This is a genomic window from Klebsiella sp. M5al (genome assembly GCF_002090195.1).
Lineage (GTDB): Bacteria > Pseudomonadota > Gammaproteobacteria > Enterobacterales > Enterobacteriaceae > Klebsiella > Klebsiella grimontii.
On record NZ_CP020657.1, the window covers coordinates 5,767,020 to 5,784,734 of the forward strand.

General features: G+C 57.6%; 18 protein-coding genes. 7 read left to right on the forward strand and 11 right to left on the reverse strand.

Annotation, left to right across the window (positions count from 1 at the left end):
• Positions 1-7: 7 nt before the first annotated feature.
• Both uhpB and uhpA read right to left on the reverse strand, forming a co-directional pair.
• A complete protein-coding gene (uhpB, locus tag BWI76_RS27795) occupies positions 8-1,489 on the reverse strand; it encodes a signal transduction histidine-protein kinase/phosphatase UhpB (protein ID WP_162685357.1) in 1,482 nt (493 codons plus the stop codon).
• A gap of 17 nt (positions 1,490-1,506) precedes the next feature.
• On the reverse strand, positions 1,507-2,100 hold the full coding sequence (gene uhpA, locus BWI76_RS27800) for a transcriptional regulator UhpA (RefSeq protein WP_004133103.1): 594 nt from the start codon (positions 2,098-2,100) through the stop codon (positions 1,507-1,509).
• 301 nt (positions 2,101-2,401) lie between these two features.
• On the opposite strand from uhpA, the gene BWI76_RS27805 reads away from it, so the two are divergent.
• The gene (locus BWI76_RS27805; RefSeq protein WP_024360561.1) at positions 2,402-3,274 is read left to right on the forward strand and encodes a DUF6708 domain-containing protein; all 873 of its coding nucleotides are present in this window, start codon (positions 2,402-2,404) and stop codon (positions 3,272-3,274) included.
• Positions 3,275-3,326: 52 nt separating this feature from the next.
• Here BWI76_RS27805 and ilvN read toward each other — a convergent pair whose 3' ends face one another.
• From ilvN to ivbL, 3 genes are all read right to left on the reverse strand, one after another.
• Complete coding sequence (ilvN, locus tag BWI76_RS27810; protein WP_004107116.1) at positions 3,327-3,617, reverse strand: acetolactate synthase small subunit; 291 nt, start codon at positions 3,615-3,617, stop codon at positions 3,327-3,329.
• Positions 3,618-3,620: 3 nt separating this feature from the next.
• Positions 3,621-5,309, reverse strand: a complete 1,689-nt coding sequence (gene ilvB / locus BWI76_RS27815) for an acetolactate synthase large subunit (protein WP_049087029.1) — start codon at positions 5,307-5,309, stop codon at positions 3,621-3,623.
• Between the two features lie 102 nt (positions 5,310-5,411).
• On the reverse strand, positions 5,412-5,507 hold the full coding sequence (ivbL, locus tag BWI76_RS27820) for an ilvB operon leader peptide IvbL (protein ID WP_004107123.1): 96 nt from the start codon (positions 5,505-5,507) through the stop codon (positions 5,412-5,414).
• A gap of 582 nt (positions 5,508-6,089) precedes the next feature.
• Between ivbL and tisB the strand changes: the two genes are divergently transcribed.
• The 4 genes from tisB to emrD all read left to right on the forward strand — a co-directional run bounded on the left by tisB (position 6,090) and on the right by emrD (position 8,962).
• Positions 6,090-6,179: a type I toxin-antitoxin system toxin TisB gene (gene tisB, locus BWI76_RS27830; protein WP_004107126.1), complete on the forward strand. Its 90-nt coding sequence runs from the start codon at positions 6,090-6,092 to the stop codon at positions 6,177-6,179.
• Between the two features lie 70 nt (positions 6,180-6,249).
• The gene (locus BWI76_RS27835; RefSeq protein ID WP_004133098.1) at positions 6,250-6,696 is read left to right on the forward strand and encodes a GNAT family N-acetyltransferase; all 447 of its coding nucleotides are present in this window, start codon (positions 6,250-6,252) and stop codon (positions 6,694-6,696) included.
• 70 nt (positions 6,697-6,766) lie between these two features.
• The gene (locus tag BWI76_RS27840; RefSeq protein ID WP_004133095.1) at positions 6,767-7,600 is read left to right on the forward strand and encodes a DMT family transporter; all 834 of its coding nucleotides are present in this window, start codon (positions 6,767-6,769) and stop codon (positions 7,598-7,600) included.
• Positions 7,601-7,777: 177 nt separating this feature from the next.
• The gene (gene emrD, locus BWI76_RS27845; RefSeq protein WP_004133092.1) at positions 7,778-8,962 is read left to right on the forward strand and encodes a multidrug efflux MFS transporter EmrD; all 1,185 of its coding nucleotides are present in this window, start codon (positions 7,778-7,780) and stop codon (positions 8,960-8,962) included.
• 245 nt (positions 8,963-9,207) lie between these two features.
• Here emrD and dsdC read toward each other — a convergent pair whose 3' ends face one another.
• Positions 9,208-10,137 carry a DNA-binding transcriptional regulator DsdC gene (gene dsdC / locus BWI76_RS27850; RefSeq protein WP_004871772.1) on the reverse strand — a complete coding sequence of 310 codons (930 nt, stop codon included), beginning with the start codon at positions 10,135-10,137 and terminating at the stop codon, positions 9,208-9,210.
• Between the two features lie 223 nt (positions 10,138-10,360).
• Between dsdC and dsdX the strand changes: the two genes are divergently transcribed.
• Together dsdX and dsdA are read left to right on the forward strand one after the other, a co-directional pair.
• Complete coding sequence (gene dsdX / locus BWI76_RS27855; RefSeq protein WP_004126868.1) at positions 10,361-11,698, forward strand: D-serine transporter DsdX; 1,338 nt, start codon at positions 10,361-10,363, stop codon at positions 11,696-11,698.
• Between the two features lie 17 nt (positions 11,699-11,715).
• A complete protein-coding gene (dsdA, locus tag BWI76_RS27860; RefSeq protein WP_024360557.1) occupies positions 11,716-13,044 on the forward strand; it encodes a D-serine ammonia-lyase in 1,329 nt (442 codons plus the stop codon).
• 53 nt (positions 13,045-13,097) lie between these two features.
• Here dsdA and BWI76_RS27865 read toward each other — a convergent pair whose 3' ends face one another.
• The 5 genes from BWI76_RS27865 to BWI76_RS27885 form a co-directional block, all read right to left on the reverse strand.
• Complete coding sequence (locus BWI76_RS27865; RefSeq protein ID WP_004871787.1) at positions 13,098-13,628, reverse strand: hypothetical protein; 531 nt, start codon at positions 13,626-13,628, stop codon at positions 13,098-13,100.
• Positions 13,625-13,987: a DUF202 domain-containing protein gene (locus tag BWI76_RS27870; protein WP_024360555.1), complete on the reverse strand. Its 363-nt coding sequence runs from the start codon at positions 13,985-13,987 to the stop codon at positions 13,625-13,627. The genes BWI76_RS27865 and BWI76_RS27870 overlap by 4 nt, the downstream gene beginning before the upstream one ends.
• Positions 13,977-14,324, reverse strand: a complete 348-nt coding sequence (locus tag BWI76_RS27875; protein ID WP_004126880.1) for a YidH family protein — start codon at positions 14,322-14,324, stop codon at positions 13,977-13,979. Before BWI76_RS27875 ends, BWI76_RS27870 begins: the two co-directional genes overlap by 11 nt.
• Positions 14,325-14,503: 179 nt before the next feature.
• On the reverse strand, positions 14,504-15,826 hold the full coding sequence (locus BWI76_RS27880) for a 6-phospho-alpha-glucosidase (protein ID WP_004871800.1): 1,323 nt from the start codon (positions 15,824-15,826) through the stop codon (positions 14,504-14,506).
• Positions 15,823-17,445, reverse strand: coding sequence for an alpha-glucoside-specific PTS transporter subunit IIBC (locus BWI76_RS27885; protein WP_004871802.1), 1,623 nt, complete (start codon positions 17,443-17,445; stop codon positions 15,823-15,825). The genes BWI76_RS27880 and BWI76_RS27885 overlap by 4 nt, the downstream gene beginning before the upstream one ends.
• Positions 17,446-17,715 lie beyond the last annotated feature (270 nt).

Consider the following 17,715-nt stretch of genomic DNA (forward strand, 5'->3'; position numbering starts at 1 on the left):
TCGTTCCTCAAGCGTAGCGCAGCGGCAGGCTGACGCAAACGCGAGTGCCGTGGGTGCAGGAGATGGTCAGGGTGCCGCCCAGGGCGGTGACGCGCTCGCGCATGCCGGTGAGGCCAAAGCCCTGCTGACCGGAGCCCGGTGGCAGGCCGCAGCCGTCGTCCTCGATCACCAGCATCAGCCGCTGCTCCTGCTGCCAGCCTTGCAGCGTGACGGCTCTAGCGCTGGCGTGTTTGACGATATTATTCAGCCCCTCCTGGCAGACGCGGAACAGAGTGACGCGCTGGTTTTCGCTCAGCAGCGACTCATCGATACGCCACGCCAGATGGCTGACCATACCGCGATCCTCCAGCTCCATTTCGCGCATCAGCGAGCGCACCGCCTGCTCAAGCGTCAGGTCGTCCAGCTGGCGCGGGCGCAGGCGGCCCAGCAGGCGGCGCACGGAATCGTAGACGCCGAGCGAAAGCTGCTCAATCAGCTGGCCGCTCTGCCTGACGCTGGCGCTATTCGGCGCCAGCCGCTGGACGATCCCCGCCTGGGTGCGGATGGCGGTAATGGTCTGGCCGATATCATCGTGCAGCTCGCGAGCCACTTCGCGGCGCACGCTCTCCTCGGTTTCCAGCAGGCGTTCCGCCAGCCGCTGGTTACGCACCAGCTCCTTTTGCAGCGACTGATTCAGCTCGCGCAGCCGCTGTATTCCGGCGCCCAGCAGCAGGCCGGTCAAGCTTTGCGCCAGCAGCGAAAGCAGTAAATCCACCGGATGATCGTGCCAGGTCTGGCTGGCGATCAGCGCGATGGCGTTCATCAGGGTCGCGATCAGCGCTCCCTGCCAGCCGTAGTGCCAGGCCAGAGCGATAATCGGCAGCGCCAGGCAGAAGGGCGTAAATCGTGAGAGCTCGGCGGGCAGCCCCAGCTGGAGCCAGAGGCTGACGCTGAACAGCAGCAGGTACCAGATAAGATGCCGCCCGCGCCAGTTCACCGGCTGCGAGACCAGCGATGGCCCCAGCGGCCGCCAGACGGTGCTGGTGAGATAGTGCCAGATAACCAGACAGGTGGGCGCCAGCGTCAGGCCGCCGGTCAGGGTCAGCAGCAGCGCGTTCAGTCCCTCTTTGCCCTCCAGCAGCCACGGCAGCGACTGGAGCAGCGCGGCGGCGATCAGCGCCCCCCCCTGACGCAGCAGGGTGAGCCAGTCGCGCTGCTGGCGATAGCGGGAAATCAGCGCCACCGGCAGCAGGGTCAAGAGGCTTCCGGTCATCAATATTATCGGGTGCGCCAGCGCCACTTCCTGCGCCAGCCAGAGGATCAGCAGCCACTCCGCGCCCAGCAGAACCGGCCAGTAGCCGCGCGGGCACTGCAGCATCAGGCCAAGCCGCAGGCCAAAGGGGAAAAGCAGCACCGCAAGATCGGGGCGCTCCACCAGGTGCAGGCTGATGCTCCACAGGCAAAACCACGCGGCGGAAAAGATAAAGCAACAGCCGACAACCGAGAGCAGCCGCGAGAAAAAGGCTTTCATTGCCAGCTATCGAACATGCGGCGCGCCAGCTCGACGTCGTTGCTGACGCCCAGCTTTTCCAGCAGGTTGGCGCGATGAACGTGGACGGTTTTCGGCGACAGGCCCAGCTCGGCGGCAATCTCTTTTACCGCCATCCCCTGCGCCAGCTTTTCCGCCACCTCGCGTTCGCGTTTGGTCAGCGGGTCCCGTCGTCCGGCCGCCAGCTTCATGGCGATATCCGGCGTCAGGTAACAGCCGCCAGCCGCCACGGTGCGCACGGCGGCGATCAGCTCATCCGGGCTGCAGCGCTTGGAGAGAAAACCGCGCGCCCCGGCGTTCAGCGCCTGCTCCACCGGCGCCGGGCTGTCGTGTACCGACAGCATGACGATCGCCATCCCTTTCGGCAGCTGGCTTAATAATTCAAGCCCGGAGATATCCGGCATCGAGATATCGCAGATGCAGACCTGCACGCCGCGACCGGGCAGCCCCGCCAGCGCCTCGCGCCCGGAACCGAATTCGGCAACGACCTGAAAATCGGCTTCCAGCCCCAGCAGTTGGGCAAAGCCGGAGCGGACGATAAGGTGATCGTCAATAAGGGCGATAGTAGTCATGGCGTTTCCTGACGGGTTAAAAAACGCGCTTACCTTAACGATATACACTTCATCCTTCAAGCTGCCTCTGCGCAGACTTGCCGCCTTGATGGCACGACTGATTGAGTTGCCAGCAAGTCATTCACAACGGCGGGTGAGATATTTAATCTCTATGTGTTATGGCTACAATCGCAATATAACGCTGCCAATTATTCACATGTAAAATATATTGATGCCATTATTGCCTAAGATCACTACATCCATTATGTACAGGAAGTAACCTAAATGATATCGTCCCTGTAAAATCAGCAAGGGAATATATATGCACCAACGACCTCATTTAGCTAAGCAAACGATCGATGCACGTTTGCTTAACCAGCTAAATACAAAAACGCAGAGTAAAACGGAGAAGTTATCGCACAGCGAAAAATTAGCTTATATCAACGATGACTACTGTGAGATAACGCGTAATTACACTTCATTTTATGGGATGAACATCCTGGGCATTGTGCTTTTCTTGCCTGTTGTTATTTTGTGTTTTGTGGGTATTTTATTTTCCTTATATGATATAACATTCAATTTTGAACGACATGTTGAAAGCTGGAATTCCAGGTCGGGCGATTATCTTTTACTATGTTTTGGATTTTTTATTTCATTTTTCATGACGTTTATTTTCGCAGCCATCGTAAACTATTTTATCTTCGCGCCCCAGCATTATCCGGTTCGTTTTAATAGAAAAACCGGCAAGGTTTATGTTTACGATTACGTTATGTATAGTATCACTTATAAATTAACCTATACTTTCTGGTGGCATCATCCTTTTTATAAACGAACTAAACCTGAATGCAAAGAGTATGACTGGAGCCAGATTCAAGCCATCAGTATATATTCACGCAATAAGCACTCATCATACTCCACAATTCGCTGCGTCGTTTATGACTCTAGCATCAGTACCACTATGATCGATTCCTTTAACCTGATATCGACGGACGCGGGTACGGATGCGCTGTTTATGCCTAACTACAAGCTGTGGTTATGGATTAGTAATTATATGAAATTTAACGATGAGTTATTAGATATGTCCGTTAACACGAAACCAGGTATTTATGGACGCGAAGTGAAGTGGCCTGATGATATGGATAAGAAATCTAAAGCATCATCTTTGAATGAGTACAGTAAAATCTGCTCTGAATAAACTCAGAGTAGGCTTTACTTCCCGGCAAGAATATTCCCGCCGGGAAGACTAGTTACTCAAAAAAGACCGCGATTTTGCTGAACATAGAGGGATCGGACTGGTTACGCACCACTTTCTCAACATCTTCCAGCTTTTCGATCTGGCTAATCATCTGCCCGAGGCGCTGATCGTCGTTGACCAGCAGCCAGATGCGGCTCTGGTTGCTGTCCTGAATCGGCAGACAAAGAATGCCTTCCACGTTGAAAGCGCGACGGGCAAACAGGCCGCAAACGTGGGTCATCACGCCGGGATGGTTGCGCACGGTGAGCTGTAGAATAACGTTTTCATGAGTCGCTTGTTGCATGGCTTATTCCCCCACCATCTCAGTATTGGCCGCACCCGGCGGTACCATCGGATACACTTTTTCTTCGGCATCGATACGCACGTGGATCAGCGCCGGACCCGGGCGGTCGATAATCGCCTGCAGCGCCGCCTGCGGATCGGCTTCGTTATTTAAATCACAGGTTTGCAGACCAAAACCGGAGGCAATCTGCATAAAGTTAACCATCCCCGGATAGGTCGCGGCGAACACGCCCTGCTTGTAGAACAGGCTCTGCTGCTGATAAACCAGCCCCAGCGCTTCGTTATTCATCAGGATGATTTTCACATCCAGCTGATTTTCCGCCGCGGTAGCCATTTCCTGAATGTTCATCATCAGGCTGCCGTCGCCGGAGAAGCAGATGACCTTGCGCTGCGGGTTGGCCAGCGCCGCGCCGACCGCGGCAGGCAGGCCAAAGCCCATGGTGCCGAGACCGCCGGAGGTCAGCCACTGGCGCGGGCGGTTCAACGGATACGCCTGCGCGACCCACATCTGGTGCTGGCCCACGTCGGTGGTGACGATAGCCTCGTCGTCAACGCAGGCGGCGACGGCGTTAATCAGGCCATAATGGGAAAGCGGGTCTTGCTCCTGCGGGATGGTGCAGGGGAACTCCCGCTGCAGATCGGCCACCAGCTGCAGCCATGCGCTGCGCGGCTGCGCCTCAACCTGGGGGATCAGCTGTTCCAGCACTTCGCCAACGTCGCCCTGAATCGCCACGTGCGCCTGCTTGATTTTACCCAGCTCTGAACGGTCGATATCAACGTGGATAATTTTCGCGTTCGGGCAGAACTGCTCGGTTTTACCAATCGCCCGGTCATCAAAACGCGCGCCTAAAACAACCAGTAAATCAGCCTCTTGCAGAATAAAATTGGTACTGCGCGCGCCGTGCATCCCCAGCATGCCCAGCGACAGCGGATGCGCTTTCGGCAGCATCCCCAGCGCCATCAGGGTCTGGGTAGTCGGCAGGTTGGCCTTTTCCGCCAGCTGGCGAATATGCTCAGGCGCGTTGATCACCCCGCCGCCCAGGTAAAGCACCGGACGCTGCGCGGCGTTAATCATCGCCGCCGCTTCACGTACGCTGGCGCTATCGAATTCCGGGGCTGCCATGCGGGCGCCGGGTTCCGGCAGGGCGTCGAGCTCAATGGTTGCCGCCTGAACATCCTTAGGAATATCTATCCACACCGGCCCTGGTCGCCCGGACTGCGCGATGCGAAACGCGTCGCTCATCACCTGCGGCAGTTCAGCAATATTGCGCACCAGGTAGTTATGTTTGGTGATGGGGATAGAGATACCGTAGGTGTCGACTTCCTGGAAAGCGTCGGTGCCGATCATCGAGGCCGGAACCTGGCCGGTAATGCACACCAGCGGAATCGAATCCAGGCGGGCGTCGGCGATCGCGGTGATCAGGTTGGTTGCCCCCGGTCCGCTACAGGCCATACAGACGGCGGGTTTGCCTTCGGTGCGCGCCATGCCCTGGGCGATGAATCCCGCCCCCTGCTCGTGACGAGCCAGAATATGGCGGATCTGCGTGCTTTGGCTTAACGCGTCGTAAATGGGAAGAATGGAGCCGCCCGGAATGCCGCTGACCGTGGTGATCCCCTGACGCTCCAGTAAATGAACGACTAACTGTGCGCCAGTGAAGCGCATTTTTTCTGATGTTGTGCCCGAACTTGCCATGCTCCAGTCCTTTTATTCTGGGCCGACTTACCGGGGGGCATGAAACGAAAAACCCCGCTCGGTTTGCGCCGGCGGGGTTTGGAATTCGTGTTGTTCCGGACCCTACGGCGCGTTGCCGACGACGACCACCACAGACACGACGACCACCGCGGCAGGCGCGGTTAGTAGTAGGGTCGAAGTCAGCGTGGTAGCGTTCATGAGGGACCTGTTGTCTCAAAAAGTGAATGAATTTATACAAACACAGCTTGTGTCATTTCACAATCGATTTATTTTCAACCACAAGAAACTGCGTTAAGGATCACATTAATTTGCGGAGGGATGAAAAACAAAAAACCCCGCCGCGGCGAGGTTTTCTGTTCGGTGTTTTTACGGTTGGTAGCCGCAAGCACACTGTATTACGTCAACGAAAAAAGTATACGCGATCGGCGAAGAAGGCGCAATTTTCACGACGGTTTTTGCTGATGTAGAGTATGGATCGTCCACGTAAATTTGTCCAAAAAATACTGTTCATACATACAGTATTCATTCTATACTGAGGGGGTACGCAGGGTGAATCTGGGGCCGCACTTTTACCGGCGCAAAGAAGTCCTGGCTGAAACGGGTGGTGCCGTCAGCGCCTTAACCCCAGAAGAGCACACTGTGTTACGTCAACAAGTACCCCGAATAGTTTAGCCCGCCGCCGACAGGCCGGCGCCTGAAATATGACGGGTATCCCTGGCTGGCAACAGGCGGCGGAAAGGTACGCCAGCCGGTCGTGCTCCTGAACCAGAGGAGACGCGTATGGGCGGAGTGGATATCGTTGTTCTGATCCTGAAACTCATGGTTGCCGTGTTGCAACTACTTGATGCAGTCCTGAAGCAGTTCCGCTGATTCAGGTTCAAGTCGCACCTGGGAGGGGCGGGAAACCGCCCCTCTACAGGCTAACCCGATGGAGAAAACCATGCCACCGTTGTTGATTGCCGCCATCACCCCGGACGAACCCGGTTTTTCGGCACTGCGCGCCGAAAGCCAGGCGCAAAACCTGAATATGCTGCGCCGCCTGGCGGAGAACTGGCAAAATGGGGAAAATCGCTTTAACGCCCCCGGAGAAAAGCTACTGGGAGCCTTTGCCTACGGGCAGCTGGTCGGCGTTTGCGGGCTGAATGCCGACCCGTTTAGCCAGCAGCTACGGGCTGGCCGCATTCGCCATTTATACATCGGCGAACGCCACCGTCGACAGGGGATCGGGCATCAGCTGCTGGTCTCGGTTATCACCCATTCCGGTGCTAGCTTTGATTTTCTCAACACCCATGCGCCGTCAACGGCCTGGTCGTTTTATGAAAATCTGGGGTTTCGCCCGGTGCATGATGAGCCCCGGGTTACGCATCGTCTCTTCTGTTCGCTCTAGCCGCCGCTGGCTGACGACAAGCACGCATGTTACAGTCCGGTGACGATTTTTTCCTCAGCGCCAGGCCGCAATGACCATTACCGTATTCTCTATTTTGCTGTTCGCCGCCCTGCTTCACGCCAGCTGGAACGCTATCGTAAAAGCCAGCGGCGATAAGCTGTACGCGGCGGTCGGCGTTAGTGGCTCAGCGTCGCTCATCGCCCTGGTTCTGCTCCCCTTTTCTCCCCAGCCGACGCTGGCCAGCGTGCCGTTTCTTGCGGTTTCCTGCGCGCTGCAGGTGGTGTATACGGTGCTGGTGGCAAAAACCTATCAGGTCTCGGATATGAGCCAGACCTATCCGCTGATGCGCGGGACCGCGCCGCTACTGGTGGCAATAATCAGCGTCATCTTCCTGGGCGACCATCTTTCCCCGCTGGCGTGGCTGGGCATCGGCGTCATCTGTCTGGCGATTCTGGCGATGGCTTTTAACGGCCGCGCCAGTTCAAGCCAGGGTATCGTACTGGCGCTAATCAACGCCTGCTTCATTGCCGGCTACACGCTGGTTGACGGAACCGGGGTACGGCTTTCAGAAACCGCGCTGGGCTATACCCTGTGGACCTTTTTTATGAACGGCTTCTGCCTGCTGGGCTGGGCGATGATTGCCCGACGCCCGCAGGCCAGCCGCTATCTGCGCCAGCACTGGAAGAAAGGCATGGTCGGCGGCGTCGGCACCATGGGCTCCTATGGTCTGGCGCTGTGGGCAATGACCCAGGCGCCGCTGGCGGTGGTTGCCGCCCTGCGCGAAACCTCGATTCTTTTCGGCGCGGTTATCGCATTTATCCTGTTGAAAGAGAAGATGGTTCCAGTGCGTATCGTTGCCGCCTGCGGTATCGCCGCCGGGGCGATTTTGCTGCGGCTGTCATAAGCAATACATGGCAACATTAGTTGCCGATTGTTGTTTACAAAACCTGCCTGAAAATCCTCCCACAATCACCGTCACGTGGTTGTCCTGTCATTATTATGTGGTAGATTCCTCCATCGTTTTGCGGGTGTGCCAGTCACATATTCTCTATACTAAACTTTATACAAAGTATTCATCGACATGAAACGGCATAAGAACTTCAATTTGTTGTTGATGCTGGTACTGCTGGTGGCCGTAGGCCAGATGGCGCAGACCATTTATATTCCGGCGATTGCCGATATGGCGGTATCGCTAAACGTTCGCGAAGGCGCGGTGCAGAGCGTGATGGCCGCTTATCTGCTGACCTACGGCGTCTCGCAGCTCTTCTACGGCCCGCTGTCCGATCGCGTTGGCCGCCGCCCGGTGATCCTCGTTGGGATGTCTATTTTTATGCTGGCGACGCTGGTTGCCATCACCACCCATAGCCTGCCGGTGCTGATTGCCGCCAGCGCGATGCAGGGCATGGGCACCGGCGTCGGCGGCGTCATGGCGCGTACCCTGCCGCGCGATCTGTATGAAGGCGCGCAGCTCAGGCACGCCAATAGTCTGCTGAATATGGGGATTCTGGTCAGCCCGCTGCTGGCGCCGCTGATTGGCGGCATTCTCGATACTCTGTGGAACTGGCGGGCCTGTTTCGTGTTCCTGCTGGTGCTTTGCGCCGGCGTCACCTTCAGCATGGCGCGCTGGATGCCGGAAACCCGGCCCACCGGCGCACCGCGTACCCGGCTCATCACCAACTATAAAACGCTGTTCGGTACCGGCGCGTTCAACTGCTATCTGCTGATGCTGATCGGCGGCCTGGCGGGCATTGCCGTATTCGAAGCCTGTTCCGGCGTACTGATGGGCGCGGTGCTGGGTCTGAGCAGCATGTCGGTCAGCATTCTGTTTATTCTACCGATTCCGGCGGCGTTCTTTGGCGCCTGGTTTGCCGGCCGGCCGAACAAACGCTTCCCGACGCTGATGTGGCAGTCGGTGATTTGCTGCCTGCTGGCGGGTGTGCTGATGTGGATCCCTGGCCTGCTGGGCGTGATGACCGTCTGGACCCTACTGGTTCCCGCCGCGCTGTTCTTTTTTGGCGCCGGGATGCTGTTCCCGCTGGCGACCAGCGGCGCGATGGAGCCCTTCCCGTTCCTCGCCGGTACCGCCGGGGCGCTGGTGGGCGGACTGCAGAATATTGGTTCCGGCGTGCTGGCGTGGCTGTCGGCAATGATGCCGCAAACCGGCCAGGGCAGCCTTGGCCTGCTGATGATGCTGATGGGATTGCTGATTCTGCTATGCTGGCTGCCGCTGGCGTCGCGCTTTCATCAACACCAGCTGCCGGTTTAAGGCCTCGTGGACATCCCGGAGGCGGCGCCTGACGCGCCTTGTCCGGGCTACCGGATTGGCAGACTGCCGGGACTCTGTAGCCCGGCTAAGCGCAGCGCGAGCCGGGAAGCGGAGGCGAAGTATCAGTCCCGGCATATTTCCCGGAGGCGGCGCCTGACGCGCCTGTCCGGGCTACCGACCGGCAGACAGCGGTAAACCCGTAGCCCGGTCAGCGCAGCGCCACCGGGATGAAACTAAGCCGGTCATCATAATTGCGCCTGACCCTGCAGCCAGTTGATAAAGGCATCGATTTTCGGCCATTGACGGCCCGGCAGGGTCGTCACGTAGTAGTGCTGATGGCACTCCAGGGTCATCTCGCCGAACGGCGCAATCAGCTCGCCGCTCTCCAGGCGCTTTTGCACCAGCCGCTTACGCCCCATCGCCACGCCCACGTGGTGCATCGCCGCAATGACTGCCAAATCCGAACGATCGAAGCCAATTCCTGACGATTGCGGCAAATCGATGCTAAATTTCTGCGCCCAGCTGAACCACTCGTCGGTGCCGGAATCGTTGCTCCAGGCCTGACGATCGTGCAGCAGCGTGCAGTGGCGAAGGTTGGCGGGATTCTGCTGCAGCTGATGCTGGCGCGCGTAATCCGCCGTACACACCGGCACGATAGCCTCATCCATCAAAAAATGATGGCTAAGCTGCGAGGAAGGCGCGTCATCAAAGTAGATCGCCAGGTCGATGCCCGCGCGCTGCATGTTGACGTTATCGTTGCCGGTCAGCACGGTAAGCGAGATCGACGGATAGCGGCGGGTAAAATCGCCGAGCGCGGGCACCAGCCAGCACTGGGCGATGGACGGGCGCGAATAGACCGTTAACGTTCCCGACAGCTCCTGGTTTTTAATATCCAGAATCTCCTGGTTCAGGCTGTCCAGCGAGGACTTCAGCGCCCAGAACACCCGTTTGCCCTCATGCGTCAGCTCCACCTTGCGGTGCGAGCGCACAAACAGCTGAATCCCCAGCTCTTCTTCCAGCTGATTGATACGGTGGCTCACCGCGCTGGGCGTCAGCGACAGCTCCTCCGCCGCCAGGGCGAACGACTCATGGCGGGCAGCGACTTCAAACGTATACAGCTTCGAAAGCTGCCAGCCGTTGAGCAGCCGATTACCCAGATCTTTTAGCGTCTCCATCACCTACTCCTTTAATTTTCCTCGCCGAGTGTAAGAAAATTATCGCCCTGCCGAGCGCTTAAAGATGAAAAAAAGTGATTCATAGCACAATAAATAGGCAACATTAGAGCGAAATCACCTTTTTGATTCAATTTGATTCACCTGAAGAGCCGTTTATATCGTTTGTCAGCACGTGCCGTTTTTCTGTTCAATACCCATAGATTATTCACAGGCGAGGTGGGGTATGGAATCTCAGATCTGGGTTGTGAGCACGCTGCTGATTAGCATCGTGTTGATTGTGTTAACTATCGTCAAACTGAAGTTTCACCCGTTTCTGGCGCTGCTGCTGGCCAGCTTTTTCGTCGGCGCCATGATGGGAATGAGCCCGCTGGATATGGTTAACGCCATCGAGAGCGGGATTGGCGGCACGCTGGGCTTCCTGGCGGCGGTGATTGGGCTGGGGACGATTCTCGGCAAAATGATGGAGGTCTCCGGCGCGGCTGAGCGTATCGGCCTGACGCTCCAGCGCTGCCGCTGGCTGTCCGCTGACGTCATTATGGTGCTGGTGGGCCTGATTTGCGGGATCACGCTGTTCGTTGAAGTGGGCGTGGTGCTGCTGATCCCGCTGGCGTTTTCCATTGCCAAAAAAACCAACACGTCGCTACTCAAGCTGGCCATCCCGCTGTGTACGGCGCTGATGGCGGTGCACTGCGTGGTGCCGCCGCATCCGGCGGCGCTGTTTGTCGCCAATAAGCTGGGCGCGGATATCGGCACGGTGATCGTATACGGTCTGCTGGTGGGCCTGCTGGCTTCGCTGGTCGGCGGCCCGCTGTTCCTGCGGCTGCTCGGCAACCGCCTGCCGTTTAAAGCGGTTCCGGCTGAATTTGCTAACCTCGAAGTGCGCAAAGAAGAGACCCTGCCGTCGCTGGGCGCCACGCTGTTTACGGTGCTGCTGCCGATCGGCCTGATGCTGGTCAAAACCATCGCCGAACTGAATATGACCAAAGGCGGCACGCTGTATATGCTGCTGGAGTTTATCGGCAACCCGATCACCGCCATGTTTATCGCCGTCTTCGTGGCCTACTACGTGCTGGGTATCCGCCAGGATATGGGGATGAGTACCCTGCTGACGCATACGGAAAACTGCTTCGGGTCGATTGCCAACATTCTGCTGATTATCGGCGCAGGCGGGGCCTTCAACGCCATCCTGAAAACCAGCGGCCTGGCCGATACGCTGGCGGTGATTCTGTCGAACCTCGATATGCACCCGATTCTGCTGGCCTGGCTGGTGGCGCTGATTCTGCACGCCGCGGTCGGTTCCGCCACCGTCGCAATGATGGGCGCAACCGCCATCGTCGCGCCGATGCTGCCGCTCTATCCCGGCGTGAGCCCGGAAATCATCGCTATCGCCATCGGCTCCGGCGCGATTGGCTGCACTATCGTAACGGATTCCCTGTTCTGGCTGGTTAAACAATACTGCGGGGCAAGCCTTAACGAAACGTTCAAATACTATACCACGGCGACCTTTATCGCTTCGCTGCTTGCACTGGCCGGTACATTCCTGCTTTCTTTCATCATCTGAGCGCAAAGAGACGTAATATGAAAAACGCTGACATGACCACTTTACTCGCACAGTTTCCTCTACTGGAGGAGCTGATTGCCCTGAAAGAAACTACCTGGTTTAACCCGTCAACGACGTCGCTGGCGGAAGGGTTACCCTACGTTGGCCTGACGACAGAAGACGTTCAGGACGCCCACGCCCGGCTCGATCGCTTTGCGCCCTATCTGGCGGAAGCCTTTCCGGAAACCGCGGCCACCGGCGGTATTATCGAGTCTGAGCTGGTGGCTATTCCGGTAATGAAGGCCTGGCTGGAAAAAACTTTTAGCCAGCCGATTAGCGGCGATCTGCTGCTGAAAAAAGACAGCCACCTACCGATTTCCGGCTCCATTAAGGCCCGCGGCGGCATTTATGAGGTGCTGACCCATGCGGAGAAACTGGCGATCGGCGCGGGGTTATTAAAAACTTCCGACGACTATCGCAAGCTGCTGACTCCTGAGTTCAGGGATTTCTTTAGTCAGTACAGCATCGCCGTCGGCTCCACCGGTAATCTGGGGATGTCGATTGGCATTATGAGCGCGCGCATCGGCTTTAAGGTGACGGTCCATATGTCCGCCGACGCCAGGGCGTGGAAAAAGGCCAAACTGCGCAGCCACGGCGTGACGGTCGTGGAGTACGAAGAGGATTACGGCGTGGCGGTTGAGCAGGGGCGCAAAGCCGCCGAGTCTGACCCGAACTGCTTCTTTATCGATGATGAGAACTCGCGCACCCTGTTTCTCGGCTACGCCGTGGCCGGCGAGCGGCTAAAGGCGCAGTTTGCCCGCGAAGCGCGCGTGGTGGACGCCGGTCATCCACTGTTTGTTTATCTGCCGTGCGGCGTGGGCGGCGGCCCCGGCGGGGTGGCGTTCGGCCTGAAGCTGGCATTTGGCGACCACGTCCACTGCCTCTTCGCCGAGCCGACCCACTCCCCTTGCATGCTGCTGGGGGTCTATACCGGCCTGCATGACCAGATTTCAGTTCAGGATTTGGGGATCGATAATCTGACCGCCGCCGACGGTCTGGCGGTCGGCCGCGCTTCCGGTTTCGTGGGCCGGGCAATGGAGCGCCTGCTGGATGGGTTCTACTCTCTCGATGACCAGACTATGTACGATATGCTGGGTTGGTTAGCCGAAGAAGAAGGTATTCGCCTGGAGCCATCCGCGCTGGCCGGCATGGCCGGGCCACAGCGGGTCTGCGCCAGCGAGGCGTATCAGCGGATGCACGGTTTCACCGCGGAGCAGATGCGCAACGCGACCCATCTGGTGTGGGCGACCGGCGGCGGCATGGTGCCGGAAGAGGAGATGGCGCAGTATCTGGCGAAGGGGCGGTAACCCTCCCGGCAGGTAAACACCATGGCGACGAAGGCTCTCTCGTCGCCATTTTTTTAGCGCAGCAGATGCATGAGCTCAACCGGCGAGCGGTGCTGGTTGAGTAAATCGCGCAGAACGCGCATATAGGGGGCGCTCCAGCTATAAAACTGCCGGTATCCCTCGCATAGCGCGTTGGAGCCATCCTCCAGTCGCAGCTGCGGGCAGCCGCCACCGCATAATCTTAGCCAGGCGCAGCCCGCGCAGGCCGGTCCCGGCGGATTATTCTCATAACGTACTGTCTCACCGCGCCAGGCGCGCAGCGTGGCCTCAAACAGCGGCACGACGATGCGGTTAGCGTCTTCTTTGATCCAAATAGCAAACACCGCGCAGAGAAAATCCCCCCACAGCCGGGCGTCGGAAGGTTGCAGATGGGGAATAAACTTGATAGCCGCTGCCCCCTGCGCGCTGAGCTGGTGGTAGACGCGTTCTGGGCGCTCACACTCCTGACGATGGATAATCACTTCCCGTACCGGGATATCGCTCGCCAGAGACTGGCAGTTACCGCAGTGCCGATCGTCACCGTAATCGGCCTGACATCCTGTCATATCACATCCTTAATAAACAAAATCACTTGTCGTATATGGGTTACAGCAAACAACAATGACAGGGAAAGTACTGCGAATGCGATCAAAAATTTGTCACGAACCGCCTGCCGCTGGACGAAATCACTGTGCTCAACATCCATCACATTGCGGCTGCGGGTATAGCGCCAGAGGATGACGGCGACGAACGGCAATATGCACAGCGAAATCCAGAACGGAAGCCCCGCCTGATGCCAGTGGTGCTTAATCGCCAGCGCCAGCAGCGTGCCATAGCCTAAAAGGGTGCGAAACCAGGCCAGCGACGTGCGCTCCGGCTGTAGGCCCGGGTCGTTCTCGCGGCGCGCCCGGCGATTATCCGGCATAGAGCACCAGCGCCATGACCACCACGATAACGATAGTCAGCAGAATACTGATCAGCAGCAGGGTGCGGGTATAGGGAAGGTCCTGTTTAAGCCGCATCGCCTTTTCATTGCTCAGCCAGCGTATATAGCCGTAAATCGCCAGGCCGCCGGCAAACAGGCACAGCAGCAGAGCGAGAATTTCGCGGATCAGCGGCGTCGCGAAATCCGGCGCCAGCTGGTCCAGGCCGACGCCGCCGGCTAAAAAGCCAAGCGAAGTGCGGATCCACGCCAGAAAGGTACGTTCATTCGCCAGCGAGAAGCGGTAATCCGGCGCTTCGCCAAGGCGGGATATTTTCATCATGACTCCGTGATGGGTTGCCGATTGCGTAAAATACCGCCGATTCTACCTGACAGCCAAAGCGGAAGGCATCAATAATCGCCCCGTGCAGAAAAAGTTCAGGCCTGATAACCGTTTAACGTCAGGTTATCAGGCCGATAAATGAATGACCGTCACCGCACGGATGCCGGTCAGCGGGATTAATGCAGTTCCGGCCAGTACGCTTTATTGGCCGCGATCAGATCATCAAGAATCGCTTTGGCAACCGATGCGCTCGGCACGGTTTTCGATAGCGCGATGGCCTGCCACAGCTTATGGTAAGAGCGCTGTTCCCAGGCATCCACCACCAGTTTTTCCACCGCCACCTGCTGGCTCATCATCCCTTTCTGGAAGTGAGGAATGTCGCCGACCGTCAGCGGCTCCGGTCCGTTGTGGCCCACCAGGCACGGAATTTCCACCATCGCATCGGCGTCAAAGTTATGAATCGCGCCGTTGTTCGGCACAATCAGCAACATCCGTTCCTGGGTATTAAAGGCAATCGCCGCCGCCAGATCGACGATGTAGGAAGCGTGTTCGTCAATTTCCAGATCGCCGGCGGAGGATTTGCCCGCCGCAATAATCGCCCGGCAGGCGCTAAAGACGTTTTTCTCACGATGATCCATCACCTCATTGGCGCGGGTGCGTTCCGGATTGGAGTGCGCCACGACGTAGTCCGGGAACAGGTAGTACTTGAGGTAAGTATTCGGCATCGTATCCGGGTCCAGCGCCTGTACGTCTTTCGCCTTGGCGAAAGTGTCGTTCCAGCTGGCTTCGGTGTGCGGGTCGTTTGACGGCGGAACATAACCGTATTTCGCCACATATTCGCGCAGTTTCGGCATCAAATCGTTACCCTGCAGATCTTCAATCGAGGTCCACCAGCCGAAGTGGTTCAGCCCGTAGTAGCGCACGCGCATCTGCTTACGGTCCTTAAGGCCGACGATTTGCGCCATCCGTCCTTCGATACCGATCGGCATATCGCAGATGTTGAGAATTTTAGCGTTCGGACGCAGGCGACGGGTCGCTTCCGCCACAATGGCCGCCGGATTGGAGTAGTTCAGCATCCAGGCGTTCGGCGAATATTTTTCCATATAGTCCACCAGCTCCAGGACGCCGCCGATGGAGCGCATACCGTAGGCGATCCCGCCAGGGCCACAGGTTTCCTGGCCCAGCACGCCGTGGCGCAGCGGGATTTTTTCATCTTTTTCACGCATCGGGTATTTGCCCACACGGATATGCGCCATCACGAAATCAACGTCGGTAAAGGCCGCCTGCGGGTCGGTGGTGTAGCTGAACGCGATCTCCGGCGCCTGCTCTTTAAGGATCACCTTGCACGCCTCGGCGATGGTCTCCTGACGCGCGCCGTCGTTGTCGTAAAATTTCAGCGCCCGCAGCGGGAAGCGATCCTGGTTCGCTAACAGCATCAGCACGATGCCCGGGGTAAAGGTACTGCCGCCGCCTGCGATAACAACTGAGAATTTTTTCATGATACTGCCTCCGTCATGGTGGTTTGTTCGGTCTGTAGAGAATCTTTCATCAGGGTTTCGAGCTGGTCGCGGACCTGGGGAACGTGCAGGCCGACGATGACCTGAATCCCGTTGCCGCGGCGGACTACGCCGTGGGCGCCCAGCGCTTTAAAAACGTCGTCGCTTTGGGTCTTCGCCATATCGACCAGCGCGATGCGCAGTCGGGTGGCGCAGTTATTGATGCTTTCGATATTGCCCGCTCCGCCCAGCGCCTGCAGGAAGCCGGCGGCCTGGCCCAGTTTGGTGTCCGCTGCCCCGGCGGCGCTGGTTTTACCGCGCGCGGCCTGGTAATCCGCTTTGCTGTAGAGCTTAATTTCGCTCTCTTCACGGCCAGGCGTTTTCAGGTTCAGGCGCAGAATCAACGTGCGGAAGATGACGAAGTAGAGTGCGGTGAAGCACACGCCAACGCCGATCTGGATAAACATCATCGACGCGTGGTTGTGGAACATCGGGATCCAGTTTTGCGGCAGGAACTGGTCCAGCAGGCCGCCGCCGAAGTTGCCTACCACGCCGCAGATATACATCACCGTTGCCATGGTGGCCGCCAGTACCGCATGGACGGCAAACAGCAGCGGCGAAATAAACAGGAAGGTGAACTCTAACGGCTCGGTGATACCTACCAGCATGGCGGTCAGCGTGGCGGGGATCAGCAGCCCGGCAACTTTGACGCGATTTTCCGGCGCGGCGGTAAAGTAGAGCGCCAGCGCAATCCCCACCGAACCAAAGACCTTCGAGTTACCGTGCAGCGCGAATCCGCCTTCCGGGAACAGGGTTTTCAGCGCCTCGGTGCTCTGGCTGAACGCCTGTAAATGCTGCGCCCAGTAAACCTGAATCCCCCCTTCCACGACCGCCGGGCCGAAGATAAACGGGCCATAGACGAAATGGTGTAACCCGGTCGGGATCAGAATGCGCTCAAGGAAAATGTATACCCAGACGCCCAGCGCGCCGGCCGAGCGTAAAAAGGCCTGCAGCGATTCAATGCCCATCTGCACCTTTGGCCAGCCCAGCAGGGTCAGCCAGGCGCAGGGGATCATTGCCAGGAAGGCAACAATCACCACAAACGAGGAGCCCTGGAAAATCCCCAGAAACACCGGCAGCGGCTTATCGAAATAGCGGTTATGCAGGGCGGTCACCAGCCCGGAAATGACGATCGCGCCGATAATGCTGGTATCAAGCGTTTTAATCCCGGCCATCATCGTCAGGCCGCTGCCTGCCGTTGGCTCAACGGAAAAGTCGACGCCGAAGAAGTGGCCCCAGGTCATCCCCATCGCGTTAATAAAGTAGTTCCAGGTGAGGAAGCTAACCAGCACCGCCAGGCAGGCACGGCCCTGGGCCTGTTTCGCCAGGCCGATCGGTAGACCGACGGCGAAAATCAGCGGCATATTACGAAAGACGGTCCAGCCGCCCTCTTCAATAATGTGAACGATCTGAGCAAATAAACTGTCGGGTGCTGTGAGCGCTTCGCCGACGAACATCGGGTTGCGCAACATAATGGCGATACCCACCACGATCCCGGCGAAAGGAAAGAGTAAAACCGGGGTAAACATGGCGCCGCCAAAGCGTTGTATTTGACTGAGCATTTGATAATCCTCATGTAACAACTCATAGGGTGAGTGGCCTTATTCATACCCGCCATGCTTCACCTGCCGCGGTGAATTATTCAGGGTAACTATTTGTACTGGCCTGAGATGAGAATAGAAATTTGCCCCTCCAACAACATGCGGCGCCGTTGCGATTCGTGATCGCTTTCATGGTTTTAATTACGCCAATGTTGTCTACTTTTTAATTAAAAATTAGACATGATGAATTGCGCTGTTTAAGGCGCTATAACGAATAGTCTTTATCCACAT

Coding starts and splice junctions, on each gene's coding strand:
- uhpA (WP_004133103.1), bottom strand. CDS start 2,100: ATGACTACTATCGCCCTTATTGACGATCACCTTATCGTCCGCTCCGGC.
- BWI76_RS27805 (WP_024360561.1), top strand. CDS start 2,402: ATGCACCAACGACCTCATTTAGCTAAGCAAACGATCGATGCACGTTTG.
- ilvN (WP_004107116.1), bottom strand. CDS start 3,617: ATGCAACAAGCGACTCATGAAAACGTTATTCTACAGCTCACCGTGCGC.
- ilvB (WP_049087029.1), bottom strand. CDS start 5,309: ATGGCAAGTTCGGGCACAACATCAGAAAAAATGCGCTTCACTGGCGCA.
- ivbL (WP_004107123.1), bottom strand. CDS start 5,507: ATGAACGCTACCACGCTGACTTCGACCCTACTACTAACCGCGCCTGCC.
- tisB (WP_004107126.1), top strand. CDS start 6,090: ATGGGCGGAGTGGATATCGTTGTTCTGATCCTGAAACTCATGGTTGCC.
- BWI76_RS27835 (WP_004133098.1), top strand. CDS start 6,250: ATGCCACCGTTGTTGATTGCCGCCATCACCCCGGACGAACCCGGTTTT.
- BWI76_RS27840 (WP_004133095.1), top strand. CDS start 6,767: ATGACCATTACCGTATTCTCTATTTTGCTGTTCGCCGCCCTGCTTCAC.
- emrD (WP_004133092.1), top strand. CDS start 7,778: ATGAAACGGCATAAGAACTTCAATTTGTTGTTGATGCTGGTACTGCTG.
- dsdC (WP_004871772.1), bottom strand. CDS start 10,137: ATGGAGACGCTAAAAGATCTGGGTAATCGGCTGCTCAACGGCTGGCAG.
- dsdX (WP_004126868.1), top strand. CDS start 10,361: ATGGAATCTCAGATCTGGGTTGTGAGCACGCTGCTGATTAGCATCGTG.
- dsdA (WP_024360557.1), top strand. CDS start 11,716: ATGAAAAACGCTGACATGACCACTTTACTCGCACAGTTTCCTCTACTG.
- BWI76_RS27865 (WP_004871787.1), bottom strand. CDS start 13,628: ATGACAGGATGTCAGGCCGATTACGGTGACGATCGGCACTGCGGTAAC.
- BWI76_RS27870 (WP_024360555.1), bottom strand. CDS start 13,987: ATGCCGGATAATCGCCGGGCGCGCCGCGAGAACGACCCGGGCCTACAG.
- BWI76_RS27875 (WP_004126880.1), bottom strand. CDS start 14,324: ATGAAAATATCCCGCCTTGGCGAAGCGCCGGATTACCGCTTCTCGCTG.
- BWI76_RS27880 (WP_004871800.1), bottom strand. CDS start 15,826: ATGAAAAAATTCTCAGTTGTTATCGCAGGCGGCGGCAGTACCTTTACC.
- BWI76_RS27885 (WP_004871802.1), bottom strand. CDS start 17,445: ATGCTCAGTCAAATACAACGCTTTGGCGGCGCCATGTTTACCCCGGTT.